Below are 21,504 nucleotides of genomic sequence, written 5' to 3' on the forward strand. Positions count from 1 at the left end.
GCGTTACTCGCGCCTTGATTGAGGAGTTTTTCGCTCTCAACAGAGGCCAATATGAAAGATAAACACGCCCTAGGGGGAGCCGGGTCACGTCTGCTCCCTCATTCCAGCAAGCCCGGCCAGCGCCTGAAGCAGAATGGCGCGGGTTCGGGCCTGTTGTTGCTGCCTGCTGATCCCGGCCTCGCCGTCGAATAGCTGATGACCATAATGGCCGAACTGGGAATGGTTGGCACCTTCGATGGCTTCAAACCTGGCTGCAGCCGGCAACAGATGTCGGTTGGCCTGGATTTTCTGTACCGGCGCGATGCCATCCTCCGAGCCGTAGACTTTGATTACCGGCATGGGCAAGTCGGATAAATCCTGCCGTTTGGGGTGGGTGGTGGCAATCAGCGCCAGTGAATCCACCTTATCCGGTACCTGTGCCGCCAACCTAGCTGCGAGGGCCCCGCCCAGGGAATGGCCGGCAACCAGCCATTTACCCTGATCTTGATTCAATAGGCGCTGAGCCTGATCCAGCGCCTGTTCTTTATGACTCCCCAGGGGGGCAAAGCGCCAGGGCAAATTGAGGATATATACAGAAAAGCCCTGCTCGGCCAGCGGCCTTAACATGGGTACGTAGGCGCTGGCGGCGATACCCGAACCGCAGATAAACAACACCGACGCTTCTTGCTCCGCCCCTTGTGGTTGCAGTCGCAGCCAGTTGTCCTGTTCAGTCACCCTCACCCGGTCGGAACTTTTCAGTACACCCTGAGGTAGACCCTGGGTGCGTACCGAGTTGGCCAGCCAGAGGGTGGAAAATACCGCCCAGAGGATAAAGGCCCAGTGGATGGCCTGGCGAACCCGCCTACGCTCCCCTTTAACCAAGCCTTTGTCCTGCGTCATTGCCGCTATCTGCCAGCTTGGCTATGAACGAAATCCAGTGCGCCGGTCACGGCAGCCACCTGGGCCAGCGCACATTGCTCGGCACTGGACTTGGGACTGTCCGGATACACCTCGGTGGTGGTCACATAAGGCGCACCCGTCATACCGGCACACAGGCCAAGAGCTTTGGTGTCGTAGTTGACCACGCCGGGCTGTACCACGGGCGAACCGATGAGCTGGTTATTCTCATCCGCCTCGGCGATATGGGTAATCTTTTCCACCGCATCCAATACCGCCCGTTGCATCGCGGCTTCAGGCTTATGGCTGTCACCCACCAGGTAGAACCCATCGGGAAAATTCCAGTTGGTATGCTCGGTGCCGTCACGGGCGGCCAGGGCGGGCCGAAACTCGCTGTTATCCGAGTCAGTGGTCTCATGCAGGTCCACATGCAGAAGAACGTTGGCCCCCAGTTCCTGCAGGTACAGCATAATGGCCGCAGACTCCGGCGCCGGACTGTTTGGCACAAAGGAGCGGTTGGGGTCGATGGCAAAAGGATTCCAACGGTTAATGGTTTCATAGCCCCAGGGGCTGATACAGGGGGCAATCAGCAGGTTCCAGTCGCTGGTGTACTGTGCCGCCTTGTCCCTGGCAAAGCGCAGGGCGCCCTGTACGCCGCTGGTTTCATAGCCGTGCACCCCCCCGGTTATCAGCGCTACCGGCTTGTCGTTCTGCCAGTTTTGGCTTTTTAACAGATAAAGGGGGTAGTCACTTTGGTACTGCAATAATCCGTACTGAACGATGTCAAAATAGTCCTTCAGCTCTTCGAGCTGGCAGACCACTTCATCAAAATAGGAACGCTGAACGACCTGCGCAGCCACCCAGGCGGCTTTTTCGGCTTCACCCCAGGGTTTGCCCGGGGTACCGATAGGATAGGACTGACTCATAATTTCCTTGAGTTGGCTTAAAACCCCAAGGATACCAGAGTGTCAGGCATTTGCGCGTCCACTCAGGCAATGTCCAGGGTCATAAACACCGAGTTGGGATCGTCCTTGTACTGGGCGAAGGGTCCGCAAATCTGAAAACCATGCCTGGCGTAAAGGGCCCTGGCCGGGGCAAAAAAGTCCATGGAGCCGGTTTCGAGACTGACCTTCTTATGGCCGCTTTGCCTTGCCTGATCCAGGATATGCTGGAGTAAGGTGGATGCCACGCCCCTGCCCCGGTATTGTGCCGCCGTGCGCATGGACTTGATCTCCCCGTGATGGGGGTCCAGGGCTTTAATGGCACCACAACCGATGAGGTTGTTGCTATCCCACACCGTCCAGAATCGAATCTGCGGCTGTCTCAGTCCCTCAAGATCCAGCGCATGTTTGCTCTCTGGCGGCGATATGGATCGCATATCCTCGATATGCTGCTGTAAAAAACGGGCAATCTCTGGCCCGCTCAGATCATCCAGTCGAATCTGCATGGTTTGTATCCTTGTGTTGCTGTGCGCTTGGCAGCCTGATGCATCAGTTTGATGCATCAGGCTGCCAGCTTGCTTTAGTCTGGTGCAGCCAAACCCGGCCGGGTCCCAGATGCCGCTTATTACCGGCTGGGGATCCCGCCTGTTTCGGCAGTGCTCAGGTTAATCCGGAGCGGTTTGGTGAGCTTTTATCAAGGACCATGCCAATACGCCAATATACGCAAGTTCCTTTCACTTTCTATCTATGGCTTAGCGTTATCTGCGCAAACAGGAAATCCCGCCGGGATGACACCCCGGCCCGGCTTGGGCTAAACTAGCGGCCCTATTACTCTGCCGATGCTGTGATGATTTCCTCCTCAAAAGACGCCATCTATTCCCGTCCCCTGGACCAGGTAGCCGACTTTCGCTTCGATGAACATGTGGCTGAGGTCTTCCCGGATATGATCCAGCGCTCTGTTCCCGGCTACGCCACCATAGTGGATGCCATCGGTCAGATGGCCGGCCGCTATGCCGGCGCCGACAGTCTTATCTACGATCTGGGCTGTTCACTGGGCGCGGTCAGTCTGGCGGTAAGCCGCTACATACAGACCCCGGGTTGTAGAATCATCGCGGTGGATAACTCACAGGCCATGGCCGAGCGTTGCCGGCGCCATGTGCAGACTTTTAGATCCGATACCCCTATCGAAGTGGTTTGCGAGGATCTGCAGAATATCCCAATCAGCAATGCATCGATGATCCTGATGAACTTTACCCTCCAGTTTATCGAGCCCGGCCAGCGTCAGGCCATACTCGACAAGATTTACCAGGGGTTGAATCCGGGCGGGGTGCTGGTGCTGTCGGAGAAGATTCGCCATCCCACTGAGGCCGGTAACGAACTGCTGGTGGAGCTTCATCACGAGTTCAAACGCCGTAATGGCTACAGTGAGCTGGAGATCAGCCAGAAACGCACGGCACTGGAAAATGTGATGCGCACCGACAGTTTCAAGGAACACGAAGAGCGATTGCGACAGGCGGGTTTTTCCGATGTGATCCTGTGGTTTAAGTGCTTTAACTTTGCGTCGATGGTGGCCATCAAATGAGTCAGGTTAAAGAGGAGTTCCAACAGTTTTATCGGACTATTGCCGGCAGCCGGTTCAGCGACTGGCTTGAGATATTGCCCGCACAGATTGCCGCCTGGTGCCTGCAGAACAGGACCGAGCTGGATAAATGGCAGAAACTGCTGGGCAAACTGCCAAGCCTTAAGTCCTCGGGTATCGATCTGCTCAACCAGGTGCGGGTGGGCAGCGAGACGGACGTCGACGACTATACCCGCAAACAAATCATCGGTCTGCTGCAGCAGTTCAAGCCCTGGCGCAAAGGCCCCTTCCACCTGCATGGCATCCATCTGGACACCGAATGGCGCTCGGATTGGAAATGGGACCGGGTGCTGCCGCACTTAAGTCCGTTAAGAGATCGCAATGTGCTGGATGTGGGCAGCGGCAGCGGATATCACCTCTGGCGGATGCGCGGCCAGGGGGCAAGATTCGTGGTAGGGGTGGATCCTTACCCGCTGTTTCTGATGCAGTTTCTGATCCTAAAGCATTTTATCGGCGATGCAGACGTTTATCAGTTGCCGCTGGGTATCGAACATCTGCCGCCACTTAAACAGTTTGATACGGTGTTTTCCATGGGGGTGCTCTATCACAGAAAGAGTCCCATGGACTTTCTGAGCCAGCTTAAGGGGCTGCTCAGAAAAGGCGGCGAGCTGGTGCTGGAAACCCTGGTGGTGGAAGGTGACGAGCAAAGAGTGTTGCTGCCCGGCGAGCGCTACGCGCAGATGCGGAATGTCTGGTTTATTCCCAGTCCCGCTGCGCTGGAGATCTGGCTGCAAAAAGCCGGTTTCAGCGATATTCGCACCGTGGATATCTCCACCACCTCAACGGATGAACAACGCAGCACCGAATGGATGACCACCCATTCCCTGCAGGACTTTCTGGATCCCGAGGATTCGACCCGAACCATTGAAGGCTACCCTGCCCCCATCCGCGCCGTCGTGGTCGCCCAAGCCTGAGATCCTGCTCAGTCACAGCCAGGTCCACGGGGGCTAAAAGAAAGTCAAATCACAGGCAAGCCCTTGGCTTTGACAAATAAAGGTTATAATGAGACCCCAGTGGGATACCAAACACCTCTTATATCCCAATGATAGGAAAGGGAACGGTCCTTTTCGACCGCCGCACAATCACCCCATTAACAACAATAAGAGCCAGGTATGGAGAGTACCGGCCACTGGAGAAAAACGTTGAGCTATAAAAAACCAACCCCTTCACTTGCCAGGTTGTCCCTGGTGGGAGCAGCTATTTCACTGGCACTTAACCCGCAACTTCAGGCTCAGGAGCAGGAGTCTGTGTCCACCGACGAGCGCATCGAAGCCATTACCGTCACCGCAGCCAAGCGCTCACAGGTAATTTATGAAGTCCCTATTGCGCTGAGCGCTTTTAGCGGTGACGCGCTGGCCGCCCAGGGCATCACCGACCTGACAGACGTGGGCAAGTTTGTGCCCAACCTGAATGTTACCGGCTTTTCTGCCGGACATACCTCGTCGGCCAACCCTTTTATCCGCGGCATCGGCCTGCAGGATCACCTGATTACCACCGATCCCGGTGTCAGTGTGTATGTGGACGGCGTCTATTTGGGTCGCCAGGTGGGCCAGAACTGGAACCTCAACAATATCGAGCGTATTGAGGTGCTGCGAGGTCCCCAGGGGACACTTTATGGGCGTAACTCTATCGGCGGCGCCATCAATATCATTACCAAGCAGCCCGATGCGGATTCCGTGAGCAAGATCACCCTGGAGGCCGGGACCCGGGGTCGGACCAAAGCCGACGCCTTTATCAACAGGGGATTGACGGACAATTTATCCTTTAACCTGAACGCCGGTTATAACCATAGGGACGGCATCGGGGAATTTATCAATGTGCCCAATGCCGAGTACGACGTGGGCGAGACCCGTGAGTTCTACGGGCGGTTGTCGGTGAGATATGCCCCCGACGATGACTTCAGCCTGGTGTTTACTGCCGATGCCAATGATGGCGAAGGCGGTCTGCGTCCCTATACCACCTTGATTGATGAAGTACCCAACGGCGCCTACTATACCGGCATGCGTTTTGGAGCCCCAACCCCCTCTGGCCCCCTGCGCAATTCAGATCAGGCCGATGACCCTTACGATAATGCCACCGGCACCGAGGAGGTGACCACTGTCAGTAATGAGGCAAGCGGTGTGTCTCTGACCGCCGACTGGAACTGGTCAGATACGCTGTCTTCCCGGGCCATCTTCAGTCAGCGCAGCTCCGAGTACAAAGCCGGCCTTGATGATGACGGTACCATCTATGCTCTGGACCACTATCCCGAGCGCGGCGATGCCGACCAGACTTCAGTGGAGTTCCAGCTTAACGGCTATATGGGCGATGTGGATTTCGTCTCCGGTCTTTACTGGTTTAAAGAGGAAGGCAGCAACCGCCAGGGCGAGGATTCCAGTTTTAACGGCGGCCCAAACCTGCTGGAACTGGATCAGGAAACGACCAGCCGGGCGGTGTTTGTAAACGTCGGTTACGATGTTAGCCTGGATCTGCGCGTCTCAGGCGGCGTACGCTATACCAGGGATGAAAAACAAGCCACTGCCAACGTGGGTATCGGTCCGTTCTACTCTGAAGATGACTGGAGTGAGGTCAGTTATGACCTGTCGGCCAATTACACCATGGAAAACGGCCTGAATGTGTACGGCAGCATCCAGAGCGGCTATCAGTCAGGTCAGTTCCCTGCAAGACCATATTGTTTGTTTGGCGATCCCAATTGCTTCGTGGCCAGCGACAACATCACCGCAGTCAATTACGAAATGGGCCTCAAAGGCCAGTTGACAGACAACTTCAGCATGAGCATTGCCCTGTTTAATACCGAGTACGAAGACCTGCCTTACCAGGTCAGCACCACCTCAGAGGGCGGCTTCAACACCACTAACCTGGTGGTCGAGCAAACCTCAAGGGGTATCGAGTGGGAAAGCACTGCCTATATCGGTGATAACTTTAAGCTGCATACCAGTCTGGGCTACATAGACGTGGATGTGGACGAGCAGGACGGGGTCAAGCCGGTGGCCCCCCTGACGCCCGAGCTGACCTTGTCGATCAGTCCGTCCTATGAGTATGAAATGGCCAGTGGCGCTGTTCTGGATTTCCGGGTGGATTATTCTTTTCGGGATGAAATGTACGGGGAACCCAGCTCCGATCCTGGTCGCATGACCTTATTGGACAGCCGTGAACTGGTGAATATGGATATCGCCTACACCCCGGCCCAGGGTAACTGGAAACTGGCCCTGTATGGTCGCAATATCTTCGATGAGCGATACGACAACGCCAGGCTGAACACAGGGGACTATATTCTGCGCATACTCAGCAACGATGCCAGTGAGTTCGGCCTGCGCTTTACCGCCGAGTTTTAGAGCGCAATCTATGGCGGCCCGGGCCGCCATAGATTGTTGTGTTTTCACCCCTTGGGCATCCTGAAACCGGCGAGTATACCTGTTGTCTGCAACAGCTTTCTCCTCCCAGGATACCCCCAGGCGGGGCCCTGGCCAGTCAGTCGTTCCTTTTTCTAAACAAAGATTTAACCCCTCCAAGCAGCGTGTATGTCAACACAACAGTCACCAAAAACTGGCCGGCCATCTGCAGTGCCAGCTTAGGCCAGAAGTGGATCTCTTCGGTGAACAGATCCAGCACCAGATTGCCGGGAAACAGCAGCACAGGAAACCACTGCCAGCCGCCTCCCACAATATGCCAGTTGTAGACAAAGGCCAGCAGCCCGGTTATCAACGAGACAACGCCGGCTTTGACAGCCAGCGCTGCCAGTTGGCCTGGTTTGAACCTAAACACTACTTATACCTATAGGAAAGTGTCACTCTGACCGTGCGTGGTTCGATCACGTGATAATGAATATCTTCTACCCCGTCTGCCGGCTCGCCAGCCAGACGGGATGCATAAAAATAATCAATGTCATGATCATTGGCGTCAAATACATTAAGCACCTCGGCGCGCAGCGCAAACTGCGACCAGCGTTTTTCTGCCAGCAAGTTCACTACCGTCGACGGGTCTGACTGCCGGCTTGCCGTTTCATCCAGCGGGCGTTCACCGAAATGGCGCACTCTCAGGGTTGTTGTGATCCCATTTTGCATAGCATAGCTGGCACCGGCCTGAATGACCTGGTCGATGGCTCCTGGTATTTCACTGCCCTCAAGGTTATCGTCGAAGCGGCTTTGCGAGGCAGCGTATTCAATATCCAGAGTCAGCCCACGGGTGGGGCGGTAATAGGCTGTCAGTTCAAACCCATTGCGTTTACTGGGGCGGCTTGCTTCGGTGTTACCGGCATCACCCACGAACAATAACTCACTGTCGAGCGACAGTTGCCAGAGTGAAACCGAGGCATTCAGTTGGTCGGATATCTGCGTACGCCAGCCAATCTCACTGCCGTGAGAGCGCACTAACGGATCCACTGGCGTCACTGCGCTGCCATCATTCGGATCGATAACCGTGGTGGTGCCTCGGGCGTCATTGGAGTGAAAACCCTGCCCTGCAGCGAGATACAGCTCGTTATTATCATTTAACAGATAGGTGGCACTGCCTTTGAACGACACCAGACTGTCGTCACGTTCGCCGCTGTTGGCAGTCAAATCGACACCTGAGTCGTTTTCATTCAGGCGGGTTTGCACGTCAAAATCGTAATGGTCATAGCGCACTCCCCCGCTTAGACGGATATTTTCGCTCAGCGGGTATTGCACCGAGGCATACAGCGAAGTGCTTAGCTGTTCGACGGTATCACTTCGCACACCGCCAAGGCGCTGGCGCGCAGCGGTTTTGAACAGCCCGACTTCGTCGATGTTATCCAACTGCAGCGCGCCGCCGAGCGTCACCCGGGCATTGAACAAATCGAAGTGATAATGCCCGTTCAGCCCGTAGATCTTACGCTTATCGACCTGCTCAAACTGGTCACCATCCACGGGGTTATCCAGAAAATAAGTAAAGTTGGACCACAGGTTCATATCGTAATCAATGACGTAAGCGGACAAACTGCCCTGCTGCCAGTCTATTGCAGTTGACAGACTGTAGCGGCTGGACTCGCCGCCTACGGTCGGATCGATAACCCCCAGTTCACTGATAAGACCTGCCTCAACGGCCCGCTGCGGGATCTGGTCTGCACTGTTCCAGCGATTGTCGTAGCCCATCAGGGTCAAAGACCATTGCCCGCCGGCTGCCGGTTGCACGTACTTGGCGAGGAAATTGGTTTTGCCCACATCTTCGTCAATCCCTTGCCAGGGGCCGTCATAGCGTTGCTGTTCAACTGCTGCCAGTACCCGCCCCTGGCCGAGCGTATAGCCACCGTAACCCAGTGCGCGCACGAACTGATCTTCGCCAAGGGTGAGTTTTAGTGTGGGGGCTTCAAGCCGTGACAGGGTCTGAAAATGGGCACTTCCAGCACTTGAGAAGTCGCCCACGTCGCTGTAATAAGGGCCTTTCTTGAAATGCAGGGTATCGATTAATTCAGGAATAATGAAATTTAAATCGGTGTAGCCCTGCCCGTGTCCGTGGGTACGCATATTGACCGGCATACCGTCAATATGGGTCGCAAAGTCAGTACCATGATCCAGGTTAAAGCCACGCAAAAAATACTGATTGGCCTTTCCGCTACCGCTGTGCTGGGTTGCCACCATGCCAGGCACCAACTCCATCATCTCGCCAATCCGCAGCATGGGCCGGATGTTGATTTCCTGCTGGCCAACGTAACCTTCAGATGCGGAAACCGCCGCGCCAATCATATCGGTCTGATGTCCCAGAACCGTGATTTTTTCAATGCTGTCATCAGCACAAAGTATGGGTGAGAGAGTAACGCCGATAAACCAGGTCCCGGCAAACCGTGGGATTCGCATACGTCATTGTCCTTAAGTTGAGTGTGCTTGAAAGCTTACTCCGCATGCGCCGTTTTAGATGCAGTTAACGTTGGATATTTACAAAACACGGGTGAATCAGTTTTTTCTAGCTGCTTGAAAAAGCCAGGCTTCACGATCATTTAACGGGCACGACTTCGATCAAAAACTGGCATCGCAGTGAAAGTCTGCCAGACTGACGTGACGCCAATCAAACCTGATTGTAGCGTCTATCCAGTGTGCCAATTCAACGTCAATCACCGGCTTGTGAATCCAAAATTGCCGGATGTTCGTTTAATACGTAGGACGCTTATTATCCCTAAGGATCCCCATGGAACATGAAGAGCTCTTTCCACTGCTTTGCGCCACCGCCGATGGAAAACGCGAGGCCTTTACCAGACTCTACAGCATCACCAGCGGACAGCTATATGCCGTTGCCCTGAAGATGCTCAAGCACAGAGAACTGGCTGAAGAGGCTACTCAGGATGCCTTTATAAAAATATGGCATGGCGCATCCAGTTATCAGCGGAGCAAAGGCACTGTGCTGACCTGGATGGTCAGCATTGTCAGGTATAGGGCCCTGGATCTGATGCGCTATCACAACATTCGCAATGAAGTGGTTCTGGATGCGGAGAATCAGGCGCCGGCCACTCAAATGCCCCTTCCCACATCAGAAAGACGCCGCCTGGCCGAATGTCTCGATGAGTTGGATCAGCAGCAGCGACAGGCGATTCATCTGGCTTTTTACGGTGGGCTTTCCCATCAGGAAGTGGTCGCACATTTGGATACCCCGCTGGGTACAGTGAAAAGCTGGATTCGTCGTGGTCTTCAGAGTCTGCAAAGGTGCCTGTCATTATGAATTATCAAAAAGAATCATTGCGCAACGCCCTGGCTGCGGAATATGTACTGGGCACGTTGAGAGGCGGTGCTCGCCGACGTTATCAGCAATTAATCATGTCTAACCAGACCATTGCCGAAACCACCTGGTTGTGGGAACAGTACTTAAACGGCCTAGGTGAACAGATACCACCCGTGGCGCCAGATGACGCAGTGTGGCAGCGGATACAGGAAAGGCTCGGCTTTGTTCAAGCTCCCTCTGCTACCCCGGCTGAAAAGGTTGCCAGCAGAAAGCCTGTTCACTGGAAAAACTCGGCATTACTCGCGCTAGCCGCGTCGATACTGATTGCTGTGTTGTGGACTAACTTGCGTCCTGACGTGACGGCACCCATAACTCATATTGCGGTGGTCAACGATCTCCAGACCAATCCACTGTGGCTGATCGAAATCTCCGATCAGCAACTGCGGGTCATGGCAACCGATCAGTTGTCAGCCCAGCCGGGTAAAGATTACGAGCTATGGATAGTGCCAGCCAATGGCAATGCCCCCATTTCCCTTGGTGTACTGCCCAAACGGGGCGAACTGAAAGCCGCTGCCCCGGATAGCCTTAGGTCCGTGCCAATCAATGTATTGGCGGTCAGCTTGGAGCCACTGGGCGGCTCACCAACAGGTCAGCCAAGCGAAGTGTTATATACGTCACACTTAATCAATGTGTAAAAACCTTTTTTTGCATCTAACCTTCCTAGTTCTTCGTTTGGTTTTATTGAACCCACAACAAAGAAGGAACTATCATGCAAAACTACTCAAGATTTGCGCTTGCGACTGTTGCCGGCGCTATTGCCTTATCTGTTTCGGCATCCAGTCACCGGGAAGCCCCTGCTGTGACACAAACCCCCACCGTCGACTCCACAGACTTCTATGTTTTCAACAGTTATGAGTCCGGCCGGGAGGACTACGTCACCCTGATTGCGAACTACATTCCCTTGCAGGACGCCTATGGCGGTCCCAATTATTATGCTATGCATCCGCAGGCGCAGTATGTCATCCATATCGACAGCGACGGCGATGCAGTGGAAGATCTGTCCTTCGTATTTGATTTTGACGCCCGGCTGGGCGCGGACGGCAATGGCATTGAATTGTCGGTGGGTCCAGAAGGGAACCAGAAATCCGTGGGAGTGCCGCTGAAAAACGTCGGGCCCGTCAGTCTGGACTCCAGCGCCGCGGCAAACTTTTTTGAATCCTACACCCTGGATATGGTTCAGGGCAGTGTGCGCACCGGCACCCGCACCCGGCTGTCGGCAAACGGCTCCGAGTCCTTTGGCAAACCGCTGGATTACATAGGTAACAAAACGTTTGGCAGTGAAGCAGGCTATCAGCAATATGCGGGACAGTTTGTCTATACCACTGAGCTGCCTGGCTGCGACATGCCGGCAAAAGTCTTTGTCGGTCAGCGCAAGGATCCTTTTGTGGTCAATCTGGGCAAGACCTTTGACCTGGTCAACTATGTACCGGTGGAAGGGGACAGCGCCCCTGGCGCCGGCGACGGCGGCGGCTTTCCCGGAGGGGTGACCCAGTCGGCCGACAACGATGACCTGACCGACAAAAATGTCACCAGTCTTGCCCTGGAAGTGCCCAAGGATTGCATCACGGGCGATGGCAACGGCGTTATCGGCGCCTGGACCACCGCCAGTTTGCCTCAGGCTAATATACTCAACCCCAACGCCACCTTTGAAAAACCCTCGGTTGGCGGCGGCGCCATGACGCAGGTTTCCCGTCTGGGTAGCCCGCTGGTCAATGAGCTGGTGATCGGCATTGCCGATAAGGACAGGTTCTCCACCTCGCGCCCCAGTGACGACGCGCAGTTTGCCGACTACGTCACCCATCCGGCTCTGCCCGAGCTGCTGAATTTGCTGTTCCTGGATGCCGTCAATGCCACCTTGGGGACTTCATTTGACACTCTGGCGCCCACCAATTTCCCCAGAGCCGATCTGGTCGCCGCGTTTCTGACCGGTTTTGAAGGGGTCAATCAGCAAGCCACAGTGACCGCCTCGGAAATGTTACGGTTAAACACCGGGATCGCCGCGGTCTCAGCCGAAGCCCAGTCTTCCTTTGGCGTGGCAGGAGATGACCTGGCCGGTTTTCCCAACGGACGCCGTCCCGGCGACGATGTGGTGGATATTGCCCTGCGGGTAGCGATGGGAGCCCTATGTTATCCCATTCCGGTTAATGGTGAGCCCACCAACCTGGGCCTGTGTGAGGAAAGTGACGCCAACGTCGGCAATGTGCCTTTTACTGATGGCGCTCCTGTGGATGCCACGATGATGGACAGTAGTTTTCCTTATCTGGCCACTCCCTTACCCGGTTCTGAATAAAGGAGTCACAGATGAATAAACTACTAATTATCAGTGCAATAACACTGACACTGACGGGCTGTTTTCACGACGATGACGACGACATGGAACAGCCGGATACCAACAGCGCACCGACCGCCATGGATGCCCAACTGACCACCCAGACCGAAGTGGCGATCAACGACAACCTTGATGCAAGTGATCCGGACAATGATCCCCTGACCTATGCCCTTGGTCAGTCGCCTGAAAATGGTTCGGTCACCGTCAGCAGCAACGGGGAATTCACCTATGAGCCGAGGCTGGAGTTTACCGGACAGGACAGCTTTACCTTTACGGTGAGCGATGGTCAGAATGACCCGGTATCAGGCACGGTTTCCGTTACGGTGGAAGCATTGGCGCTGTTGTTTTCGCAGCTCAGCCGCGACGCATTTGCCCAGGCGCCCGGAGACATGCCACTACGCTTGAACGGTCGTGATATCAGCAACGACGTCACACAGCCCGAGGCCTATGACGACCTGTTGATTGACTGACATACCAGATTGGCCAGGGAAGGCCATGCACTAAAAGGTAAGACAATGACGACATATATTCCTATGGGCCGTATCCAAAGCCTGTTCACCCTTGGTCTGGGTATATTGCTGATCGCCGCCGGCGGCTGGAGCGGCAGCGCCATCGGCCACGAGAACCACCGTCACCAGGATGACAAAACCTCACAGCATGACCCCGGCACACTGAGTTTTGTGCAACTGCAGGAGGAAGTATCCAGACTGCCCTACCTCAGTGCCACTGATGCAGAGCTAGACAGACTCCGGGAAGTGTTGGAACAAGCTAACACCAGCGGTGAGGACGAGTCTGTAAAGCGCTTGTACCTGCTGGCCAGGCTGCAACAGCACCAGCATGATTTTCAGGCCGCTCAGAACTCGCTGACAAAGGCGTTAGAGCTTGCGCCCCACGACGCCAGTCTGTTACTGCTCAGCGCCTCGGTCGCCAATAACCTCGGCGAGCACGAACAGGCGCTGTCTGCCTGCCGTCAGTTAATAGGCCAGACCGGCAATAGCCTGATCGCTGCCTGCGTCACCGACACTCGTATGCAGATGCAGCCGGATAATCTGCCAGAGCTTTACCAGAGCCTGCTCAGAACCATCAGCCTGTCACCCGTGGCAGATACCGGCCAACAGTACTGGATTAGTCAGATTCTGGCGGAGCTGGCGCTTGGACTGGATAAACCTGATGCAGCCATGAGCCATCTGGATGAATCCAAACTGGCTGGTGCACCGGTCAGCTATGTTGCCCTGTGGGCAGATGTGCAGTTCGCTTTGAAAAATCATCAGCAAGTGTTGGACAGGCTGACGGCCCTGACAGCCTCGAAGTCTCCGATCAACGATGCGTTGCTGCTGCGACTGGCCATGGCGGAAAGATTTACCCAGGCCGGTCAGCAGTGGCTTGAAGCCATGCAGGCCAGGATTAGCCAACGTAGCGCTGAGCACAATTATGCCCATGCAGCCGAGATGGCAAAATTCTACCTCTATGTGGATCCTGATCCGCAGCAGGCGGCCTACTGGGCCCGGTTGAATGCAGAGCATGCAAAGTCTGCCACCGATATGGCCCTGCTTAATAAGGCCAAACTGCAGGTCGTGCCTTAGTCGGCCTGCTCCACCATGCTTGGATTGCGGTGACAGAGCAACGATGCCGCTCAGGAGCCCAAATGATAGAAAGGCCTGTATTAGGATCTGCGAGGAGCATTCCGTTACAGGCTTTAACTACCTGCTACTCATCGGGAAAATAGTACACCCGCCGGATCAGGCCGCCGGAAAACTCATATACGCACAACGCGCGCTGCTGCTGAAGGCCCTCTCTGCTCTGCCAGCTTGCCACCTCCACGGCGCTGATCCTGTCTTTTAACACCGTTAATTCGGTTATCCGTGATCGACAACTGGCGCAGGAGGAAAAATAACTGTCCATTGACTCAACCAGCGCCGCTTTGCCCTTGGCCTCAACCAACAACGCTTCTCCGTCAATGGACAGCCACTGCACGTCTGCTGTCACCAGTTCTGCCATGGCAGCACTGTTATGTTCGTTAAAAGCGGCAAGGAAGTCCCGGACAATCTGTTCGTTTTCAACTTCAGGCGGTCCGGCAAAGGCCGGGAAGCAAGCGGCAAGCAGGCTTAGCATCAGGATCAGAAATCGCATTGGTGGTCCTTTACAGGGATAACTGAGGTTATGTTAACGCAGGGTACGCCCCCTTACTAAGCCAGGTTGCGAGCTTGTCCCTGTTTATAGATAGCCACAGCCAACCAGAGGGCTCCTGCCAGGCAAAGAACAATCAATAATATGGAAACGGGCAAATGGAATTGCTCATACCCGGCCAGGGCAAAACCCAAGTGAATGATAAAGGTGAGTGCCCCCAATGCCGAGCATAAGCTGGCATAAACCACAGCTTTGCGGGTGCCGGTCACGATGTGCCGGTAGCCTAACAGTACCACCGGGATGGCAACGGCATTGAAAACCAGATAGCCCTGGATGCCGCCGGGTAGCCAGAACATATCCCACTCATGCCAAAAGGCAGCATCAATCTGGTGCAGAAACAGCGCACACATGGTCCAGAAGTAGCCTTTTTCCATTTTTCAGCCTCCTGGCTGTTCGCTATGTTTAGTCCGATCAAGCACAATCAATTTCCCCAGTGCGGGATCGGAAGATCACCAGCCGGTTTACGGACTGAAAAGAACCAGCTACCTGTGATTGTTCTGGCCGGTCCATTTATGCACTCTACCGTCCTTCATCACAAAGACCACCTCTTCCAGCACCCTGACATCCTCCAGCGGATTGCCGCGCACGGCAATCATATCCGCCCATTTACCCGGCTCAATAGTGCCGGTCTGATCCTCTATGCCAATTAGTGCCGCGGCCGTTGTTGTTGCCGCTCTGATAGCCTCAAGAGGCGTCATCCCGGCCTTAACCATCAGACTGAACTGCCGCCCATTACGGCCATGGGGATACACACTAGCATCGGTGCCAAAAGCCATCTTAACTCCGGCACGATGCGCTTCACCAAAGCGCTGCATATAGTTGGCAAACTCTTGGGCATTACTGGATCCAAGCTGCTTGTCCGAATAGTCCTGATTGATTTCGACCAGGTCGTAATGAGCCGACAGCAGATCCATGACCAGAAACACATCCTGCTCTTTCATCAACCTGATCGCCTCTGCGTCTATCAGCGCTGCATGTTCTATTGACCAGACCCCGGCAGCCAGGGCGTTCTTGATTCCCTCTGCACCATGTGCATGGGCCGCCACCTTCAGACCCCGCTTGCGTGCTTCCACAACAGCCGCTGACATTTCCTCCACGGTATAAGAAGCCGCTCCGGGAATGCTGCCGGGGGTGCCAAACCCACCGGTGGCGGCGATCTTAATCAGATCCACACCGTGCTTAATGTGCAACCGGACGGCTTTTCGCACTTCATCCGGCCCATCGGCCACCATATGGGCCTGGGTGATGACCTGATGCTGGGACGCAATCCAGTTTCCCCAGTTACCGTGCCCCCCTGACATGGTAATCATGGGGCCACTCACATACATCCTGGGGCCCGCTATCCAACCTTTGTTGATGGCGTCACGCAGGGCAATATCCGCATAAAAGGGCTCAGAGACATTACGCACGGTGGTGAAGCCGGCCTCCAGGGTAATCCTGGCATTCACTGTGCCTACTATACCAAAGGTCGCCGCCGGATAGGTCCAGTAGTCGAAGTCATCGCCCATATAGGCATTGTCACAAAGATGGGTGTGAGTATCGATCAGACCCGGCAGCAGGGTGTAGTCAGACAGGTCGATCACTGTCCCGCCCTGCCCGGCTGCCTTCCCTTCGCCAATGCTATGGATCAGGCCGTTCTGAACCCGGATGTGAACATTTTCAATCAGCTCACCACTGGTAAGATCCAGATAACGGCCGGCCTGGATAAGCTGGGCCTCCTCCTGAGCCCAAAGCATTGCCGGCATGCAGTACATGCATAGCAGGCCGAGACGGTTAAGCCACTTGCCAAGTGTCATGGTGATTGCCTGATAATTAACCAAAGTGGCTTAATACTAGTCCCAGTGGGATGGATAGAGAAACCCGCCCCTGCGAACAGAAACACTCAGCACTGTCATCCGGATTACCTCAACGCGCTTTGAAGCGGTTCTTTCAAATAACCGGGCTGAACCAGGGTTAAAGACACCGAGTCACATTGCTGGAACCGGCAGAACTGGCTCACGGCCTCCGCAAAGGCGGCCGTCAATGTATCCTGATCAAACCGATGCGGCTCAAAATGTACAGACTTGATTTCCAGCCGGCCGGTTTTGCGGTGCGCCTTGCAGTCCATCCGGCCGATAAATTCGTCGCGGTACAACAGCGGCAGGCAGAAATACCCATAGCGGCGCTTTGGCCCGGGTACATAACATTCAATCTGATAGTCATAGCCAAAAATGGCTTTGAGTCGCTCCCGTTGGATCACCGCATTATCAAAAGGCGAGAGGATCTGCAGCCGGCCGTTGACCCTGGGCAGCGGCTGCTCCAACGCGCCTGCTTCGAGGATAAACAGCTCGCTGCCCAGGCTGACCTGCTCCAACTGCCCTTGTGAGAGTCGCTCATCCACCAGGGCTTTGACCGCCTGACGCAATCCTTTGATACGGCGCAGATAGGTCAGGCCCTTTAGCGTGGCAAAACCATGGCAGCGCAACTGTTGTTCAACAAGGTGCACGGCAAATTCCGCCATATCCGGTGTGGAGGTATCCACGCCTTCTGGCAGTACGCGCTCGGTCAAATCATAGGTTTTCTGAAAGCCATCACGGTCACTGACCATCAGATCGCCTTGCATATACAGCTGCTCCAGGGCCTTTTTCTCCGGTTTCCAGTCCCACCAGCCGGCGCCCTTGCTCTGCCCGCTGTCCAGATCCCGCGAGCGCAGCGGCCCTTCGGCCCGGATCCGGGCCAACAATTCTCCCATCAGCTTGGTATCCGGATTTTTCCGCCAGTGGATCTGGCCACTTTTAATCGCCTCTTTGTAAGGCAGTGAAAAGCGAAAGTCCTCCATGGGCAAAAACGCCGCTGCATGGGACCAGTACTCGAAAATACCGCGCCGCTGTAACAGGCGGTGCAGCATATCCGGGGCAAAACCCGGCACCCGGTTATAAAACACATGATGATGGGCCCGCTCTACCACCGAGATGGTATCGATCTGTACATAGCCCAGATGCTCAATGGCCTTACGCGCCCCTGAAAGGCCCCTGCCAAAAAGCTGGGCCTGCAACAATCCCTGGGCGGCCAGGGCCAGCCGGCGTAATCTTTGCTGATCTTTGGGGTGTTTGATTTCAATTTTGTTCATAGATACCAGATGCATACAGAAGCGGGGTGGGCGTCCCATGAATAGCTGTCGGGCGGTATCCACTGCCCCTGAACCCGGCAATCGGGGATCCGCAAACCTTTAAGGGCAACGCCTCTGAACTGCCGGCCCATTCCAACTGAGACAGACCGGTCATCCTTTTCTCCCCGCCGCGCAGAAAGTGACGTTGGGGATCTGTACCCCGCCTTCTGATGTCACGTACGGTCGTAATTTTTCGGCAAGCCTGCGCCGATACTCGGCCTGCTGACCGGACGACTGATTTGCAAGCAAAGCGGCTAGCTCCGGCGACACATCCATAAGATACTCAATGCAGTTTTGAGCGGATGGAAACGTCAGGATCAGCGTTATCTCTTCAATCCGTACGTCCTTAAACCCTGCCTGAATCAGCTTCTTGTCCAACCCCTCCTCAGGTTCTGCAGACGCAGAGGACTGCGTTGGCCAGAGCAAATCAAACATCTCATGGGCGACAGCCGTCGCCAGGCCGGCCAGAGGGCGTCCCTCCGTTCCCTCTTTCCAGACAGCTGCAGCGAATGAACCTGCGGGAGTCAGCATACTTCGTATCAGGGCCAAGGTGTGCAACGGCTTGGACAAAGAGGTTAAACCCCACCGGCAGAAAATGCTATCAAAGCTGCCGTCAGGAAAATCCAGACTCTCGGCATCCGCTTCGATAAACTCCACATTGGTCAGCCCCAACGTCCTGGCTCTTTGTCGGGCGATTTCGAGCATCTGAGCGGAGAAGTCCATTGCGACCACCCGCCCTGCAGGACCTACTCGTCTTGCCACCAGCATTGCCGGTTCGCCAATTCCGGTGGCAATATCCAGCGCCTGCTGACCGGGTTCGACTTCAGCCAGTTCGACCATGCGCTTGCTTACACATTGCGCGCCATCCTCGATAGTCCGCCACCACTTTTTCCACCCGGCGGCAACGTTGTCCCATTGGTGGCGCTGTTCCGCCCTATCATCTTCCAGATCCTTAGTTGAAGTACGCATGACTTCGGCCTCTTTGTTCATAGCTTGCCCAGGTGGTTTCTATCGCCCCTAGCAGGCGGTTAACGAAGGCAATGGGTTTCCCCTTTCCCATCTCTGCCACATTTTGGTGGCACAAAGAGGAATAAGGCTGAAAAAGTCCAGGCCGGGCTTTTACTCCTGTGCAAGGGGGCAGCCCAGGACCAGGTACTGCCCCTGGCAGGCTTTGCAAAGGGTCTGCCCTATCTCTTGGATCGCATAGCAAAGGTGGTGCTGACCGGTTTGCCGGTACTGTCCGTTCGTCTACCTGAAACAAAATCTTCGTACTCCTTTGACTCTACCGCGTAAAGAGCGATGCGCGACTGCTCATCCGCGTGAATACCCCAGCCATATTTCTTTGTCAGGTCAGAAGTTCTCAGACAAGCTTTGGGTTTCGAGAAATACGCCGTTCTCGCAGTTCCAAGCCTCTGTTTGGGAATGTCGGTTCGTGCAGCAAACACCTCGAAGATCAGATCATCCGAGGTATATTTATACGGATGGTTATAAAGCAGGGTGAACATCCAGGATGCAATGGTCCGCTTACTTTTCTCAGGCGGCTTGGTGCCGACAGAAGCGGTGGAGTCGGGAGCAACGGCGATAAAGGTATTAGCGTAATTGGTAGTATACATAGGGTGTACCTGACTTATGAAAGAGCCTTCGAGTCTTGGTCGTTTCTGTTCACTTCCTCTTCCCGACAGATTGGTTCAACTCCACTGGGCAGTTAACAGTTTGAATTACCGGCAACGTCATGGTTTTAAACATAGGAAATTGCTGCTTTTCCCCATTCCGCTTTTGTAGCATTTTCTCCACCCACGGCCTAGCCTGAATATTGTCCAGTGACCAGTTGAAGGCTTACATTTAGCCAGGACTGAAGGCGACCAGAACATCCCCGCTCTTTGCGGGGTCCCACAGGCCCGGGACGACTTGGATTCAGTGCTCTTCCGGCAGCAACAAAGTGCCTGCCCTGGCTGCAGGTTGACTCTGCTGCCAGGCGATTTGGCCGTTGACTATCACCCAGTCGAAGCCGCTGGCCAGTTTATGCGGCTGGTTATAGTCGGCATTGGCCTTGACCTTCTCCGGATAAAACAGAATCAGATCCGCCTTCATACCCTCGGCAATACGACCACGATCAGGCAGTTTAAGGATGTCGGCGGCAAGGCCAGTGGCCTTGTGCACCGCCTGTTCCAGGCTCAGCCGTGCCTCATTGACCACATACTGCTCAATCAATTTGGCAAAGGCTCCGTAGCCCCTGGGATGGTACATGGTGGGGCTGCCGTCTGAACTGATGGCCACCATGGGGCCTTCCAGCAACGTCCCCTGCAGTGCCTTGTCCATAATGAAATAGGCGGCGCTGGCCCCCTGGGGACCGATATCATCGAGCAGCAATTCGGCAAAGGGCTTGCCGGCTTTCTCTGCGGCCTCGGCCAGGTTCAGCCCCTGGTAAGGGCCGGAACCGAACAGAGTCGCCTCGGGGCCGTTACGGGCGCTCACCCGGGCGTTAAGATGCTCCAGCAATTCCTGGCGCCGCTCAGGCAGCACTTGTTTTAACTGCCCGCCGGTCTTGGCCCAGTCCGGAAACAGAATGGCAATGCCGGTATAGCTGGCGTTGTAGGGATAGAAATCGGCGCTGATCTCAATGCCCTGCTGTTTAAGTTCGGTCAATCTGGCAATAATCTGCTCGCCCCTCGCGGCTCCTTTTCCATACACAGATTTGATATGAGACACATGCACCCTGGCATGTTTGCCCTGTGCTGCCAGTTCATCGATGGCGGCAAACAGGGCATTGTCATCCTCGTTGCGCATATGGCTCATTATCAGCCGGTCTGCTTTGCCCACCACCTGGGCCAGATCTACCAGCTCCTGGGGTTTTGCGTACAGGGCCGGCACATATTCGAGCCCGGTGGACAGGCCAAAACTGCTGCCAAGGGACCGTTTTAGCTGAGCCGACATTTGCTGCATCTGCTGTTCGCTTAGGTCCTTCTGATTGCCGATATCCAGGGCACGTCGCAAACTGCCGTGACCCACCAGCATACCGATATTCACTCCACTGCCCTGCTCCTCCCATTGTTGCTGCCACTGGCGGTAGTCATCTTCAACCGGTCCGAAGCCGTCCTGACCCAGTAGAATGCTCGTCACCCCCATGGCCAGAAAATTGGTAAAGGCGGCATCCTTTTGGGGATCGCCATGGGCATGCAGGTCGATAAAGCCTGGTGCGAGAATACGTCCCCTGGCATCGATACGCTGTTTAGCCGGGACGGATCCTCCCTCATCCCACTGACCGATAAAGGCAATCCTGTCGTCCCGGATACCAACATCCGCCGCATACACCGCCCTGCCCGAGCCATCCACTACTTGCGCGTTGGTGATCAGCAGATCTAAAGCTTCTTCTGCCTGGGCGGTGCCAAGCAGTATTGCCATACTCAGTCCAAGGAGCCTACTTAACTTCATCATGCCTTCTCTTGTTTTTCTGACTGGCTACACCATATCTCAGCCCGGTCAGGAATATCTGTGATTATTCGTTCATATCACAGCCGTTTACGACGACCAGGCTTTAACTAAGCCCCTCAAGGAGCCCCTTGCCTGGGATTTGTTCAGTATCATCTGGTGTCTGAGGTCAAATATTCCCCGGGAGGCAAAGGCGTGCTGGGCGCTCAGCGATCCCCCACTGCAT

General features: G+C 55.1%; 20 protein-coding genes. 8 read left to right on the plus strand and 12 right to left on the minus strand.

Going from position 1 to position 21,504, the window contains the following annotated elements:
- Window positions 1-84: 84 nt before the first annotated feature.
- From J0A66_RS18555 to J0A66_RS18565, 3 genes are all read right to left on the minus strand, one after another.
- Complete coding sequence (locus tag J0A66_RS18555) at window positions 85-879, minus strand: alpha/beta fold hydrolase (protein WP_206575350.1); 795 nt, start codon at window positions 877-879, stop codon at window positions 85-87.
- A gap of 5 nt (window positions 880-884) precedes the next feature.
- Window positions 885-1,802, minus strand: a complete 918-nt coding sequence (locus tag J0A66_RS18560; RefSeq protein ID WP_241264299.1) for a M14 family metallopeptidase — start codon at window positions 1,800-1,802, stop codon at window positions 885-887.
- A gap of 62 nt (window positions 1,803-1,864) precedes the next feature.
- A complete protein-coding gene (locus J0A66_RS18565) occupies window positions 1,865-2,323 on the minus strand; it encodes a GNAT family N-acetyltransferase (protein WP_206575351.1) in 459 nt (152 codons plus the stop codon).
- A gap of 344 nt (window positions 2,324-2,667) precedes the next feature.
- Here J0A66_RS18565 and cmoA point away from each other — a divergent pair, with 344 nt between their 5' ends.
- The 3 genes from cmoA to J0A66_RS18580 all read left to right on the plus strand — a co-directional run bounded on the left by cmoA (window position 2,668) and on the right by J0A66_RS18580 (window position 6,791).
- Window positions 2,668-3,399, plus strand: coding sequence for a carboxy-S-adenosyl-L-methionine synthase CmoA (gene cmoA / locus J0A66_RS18570; protein WP_206575390.1), 732 nt, complete (start codon window positions 2,668-2,670; stop codon window positions 3,397-3,399).
- Window positions 3,396-4,370, plus strand: coding sequence for a tRNA 5-methoxyuridine(34)/uridine 5-oxyacetic acid(34) synthase CmoB (gene cmoB, locus J0A66_RS18575; protein WP_206575352.1), 975 nt, complete (start codon window positions 3,396-3,398; stop codon window positions 4,368-4,370). Before cmoA ends, cmoB begins: the two co-directional genes overlap by 4 nt.
- 198 nt (window positions 4,371-4,568) lie before the next feature.
- Complete coding sequence (locus J0A66_RS18580) at window positions 4,569-6,791, plus strand: TonB-dependent receptor (RefSeq protein ID WP_206575353.1); 2,223 nt, start codon at window positions 4,569-4,571, stop codon at window positions 6,789-6,791.
- A 136-nt stretch (window positions 6,792-6,927) separates the two neighbouring features.
- Here J0A66_RS18580 and J0A66_RS18585 read toward each other — a convergent pair whose 3' ends face one another.
- Entirely contained in the window at window positions 6,928-7,221 is a 294-nt protein-coding gene (locus J0A66_RS18585) for a hypothetical protein (protein WP_206575354.1), read from the minus strand.
- Window positions 7,221-9,269 carry a TonB-dependent receptor gene (locus J0A66_RS18590; protein WP_206575355.1) on the minus strand — a complete coding sequence of 683 codons (2,049 nt, stop codon included), beginning with the start codon at window positions 9,267-9,269 and terminating at the stop codon, window positions 7,221-7,223. The genes J0A66_RS18585 and J0A66_RS18590 overlap by 1 nt, the downstream gene beginning before the upstream one ends.
- A 328-nt stretch (window positions 9,270-9,597) precedes the next feature.
- Between J0A66_RS18590 and J0A66_RS18595 the strand changes: the two genes are divergently transcribed.
- The 5 genes from J0A66_RS18595 (at window position 9,598) to J0A66_RS18615 (ending at window position 14,097) form a co-directional block, all read left to right on the plus strand.
- Window positions 9,598-10,125, plus strand: a complete 528-nt coding sequence (locus tag J0A66_RS18595) for a sigma-70 family RNA polymerase sigma factor (RefSeq protein WP_206575356.1) — start codon at window positions 9,598-9,600, stop codon at window positions 10,123-10,125.
- A complete protein-coding gene (locus tag J0A66_RS18600) occupies window positions 10,122-10,820 on the plus strand; it encodes an anti-sigma factor (protein WP_206575357.1) in 699 nt (232 codons plus the stop codon). The genes J0A66_RS18595 and J0A66_RS18600 overlap by 4 nt, the downstream gene beginning before the upstream one ends.
- Before the next feature lie 74 nt (window positions 10,821-10,894).
- Entirely contained in the window at window positions 10,895-12,475 is a 1,581-nt protein-coding gene (locus J0A66_RS18605; protein ID WP_206575358.1) for a DUF4331 domain-containing protein, read from the plus strand.
- An 11-nt stretch (window positions 12,476-12,486) separates the two neighbouring features.
- Window positions 12,487-12,984 carry an Ig-like domain-containing protein gene (locus J0A66_RS18610; RefSeq protein WP_206575359.1) on the plus strand — a complete coding sequence of 166 codons (498 nt, stop codon included), beginning with the start codon at window positions 12,487-12,489 and terminating at the stop codon, window positions 12,982-12,984.
- Window positions 12,985-13,029: 45 nt separating this feature from the next.
- Window positions 13,030-14,097 carry a tetratricopeptide repeat protein gene (locus J0A66_RS18615; protein WP_206575360.1) on the plus strand — a complete coding sequence of 356 codons (1,068 nt, stop codon included), beginning with the start codon at window positions 13,030-13,032 and terminating at the stop codon, window positions 14,095-14,097.
- 124 nt (window positions 14,098-14,221) lie between these two features.
- Here the strand turns inward: J0A66_RS18615 and J0A66_RS18620 are convergent, their stop codons facing one another.
- The 7 genes from J0A66_RS18620 to J0A66_RS18650 all read right to left on the minus strand — a co-directional run bounded on the left by J0A66_RS18620 (window position 14,222) and on the right by J0A66_RS18650 (window position 21,284).
- A complete protein-coding gene (locus tag J0A66_RS18620) occupies window positions 14,222-14,644 on the minus strand; it encodes a nuclear transport factor 2 family protein (RefSeq protein ID WP_206575361.1) in 423 nt (140 codons plus the stop codon).
- A 56-nt stretch (window positions 14,645-14,700) separates the two neighbouring features.
- On the minus strand, window positions 14,701-15,075 hold the full coding sequence (locus J0A66_RS18625; protein WP_206575362.1) for a DUF6713 family protein: 375 nt from the start codon (window positions 15,073-15,075) through the stop codon (window positions 14,701-14,703).
- A 108-nt stretch (window positions 15,076-15,183) separates the two neighbouring features.
- The gene (locus J0A66_RS18630; protein WP_206575363.1) at window positions 15,184-16,497 is read right to left on the minus strand and encodes a metal-dependent hydrolase family protein; all 1,314 of its coding nucleotides are present in this window, start codon (window positions 16,495-16,497) and stop codon (window positions 15,184-15,186) included.
- Window positions 16,498-16,601: 104 nt separating this feature from the next.
- On the minus strand, window positions 16,602-17,810 hold the full coding sequence (locus tag J0A66_RS18635) for a winged helix-turn-helix domain-containing protein (protein WP_206575364.1): 1,209 nt from the start codon (window positions 17,808-17,810) through the stop codon (window positions 16,602-16,604).
- Between the two features lie 150 nt (window positions 17,811-17,960).
- On the minus strand, window positions 17,961-18,839 hold the full coding sequence (locus J0A66_RS18640; protein ID WP_206575365.1) for a class I SAM-dependent methyltransferase: 879 nt from the start codon (window positions 18,837-18,839) through the stop codon (window positions 17,961-17,963).
- Window positions 18,840-19,036: 197 nt separating this feature from the next.
- Window positions 19,037-19,462 carry a DUF6157 family protein gene (locus J0A66_RS18645; RefSeq protein WP_206575366.1) on the minus strand — a complete coding sequence of 142 codons (426 nt, stop codon included), beginning with the start codon at window positions 19,460-19,462 and terminating at the stop codon, window positions 19,037-19,039.
- Between the two features lie 301 nt (window positions 19,463-19,763).
- A complete protein-coding gene (locus J0A66_RS18650) occupies window positions 19,764-21,284 on the minus strand; it encodes an N-acyl-D-amino-acid deacylase family protein (RefSeq protein ID WP_206575367.1) in 1,521 nt (506 codons plus the stop codon).
- Window positions 21,285-21,504 lie beyond the last annotated feature (220 nt).

The organism is Bowmanella dokdonensis (assembly GCF_017254865.1).
Taxonomy (GTDB): domain Bacteria; phylum Pseudomonadota; class Gammaproteobacteria; order Enterobacterales; family Alteromonadaceae; genus Bowmanella; species Bowmanella dokdonensis.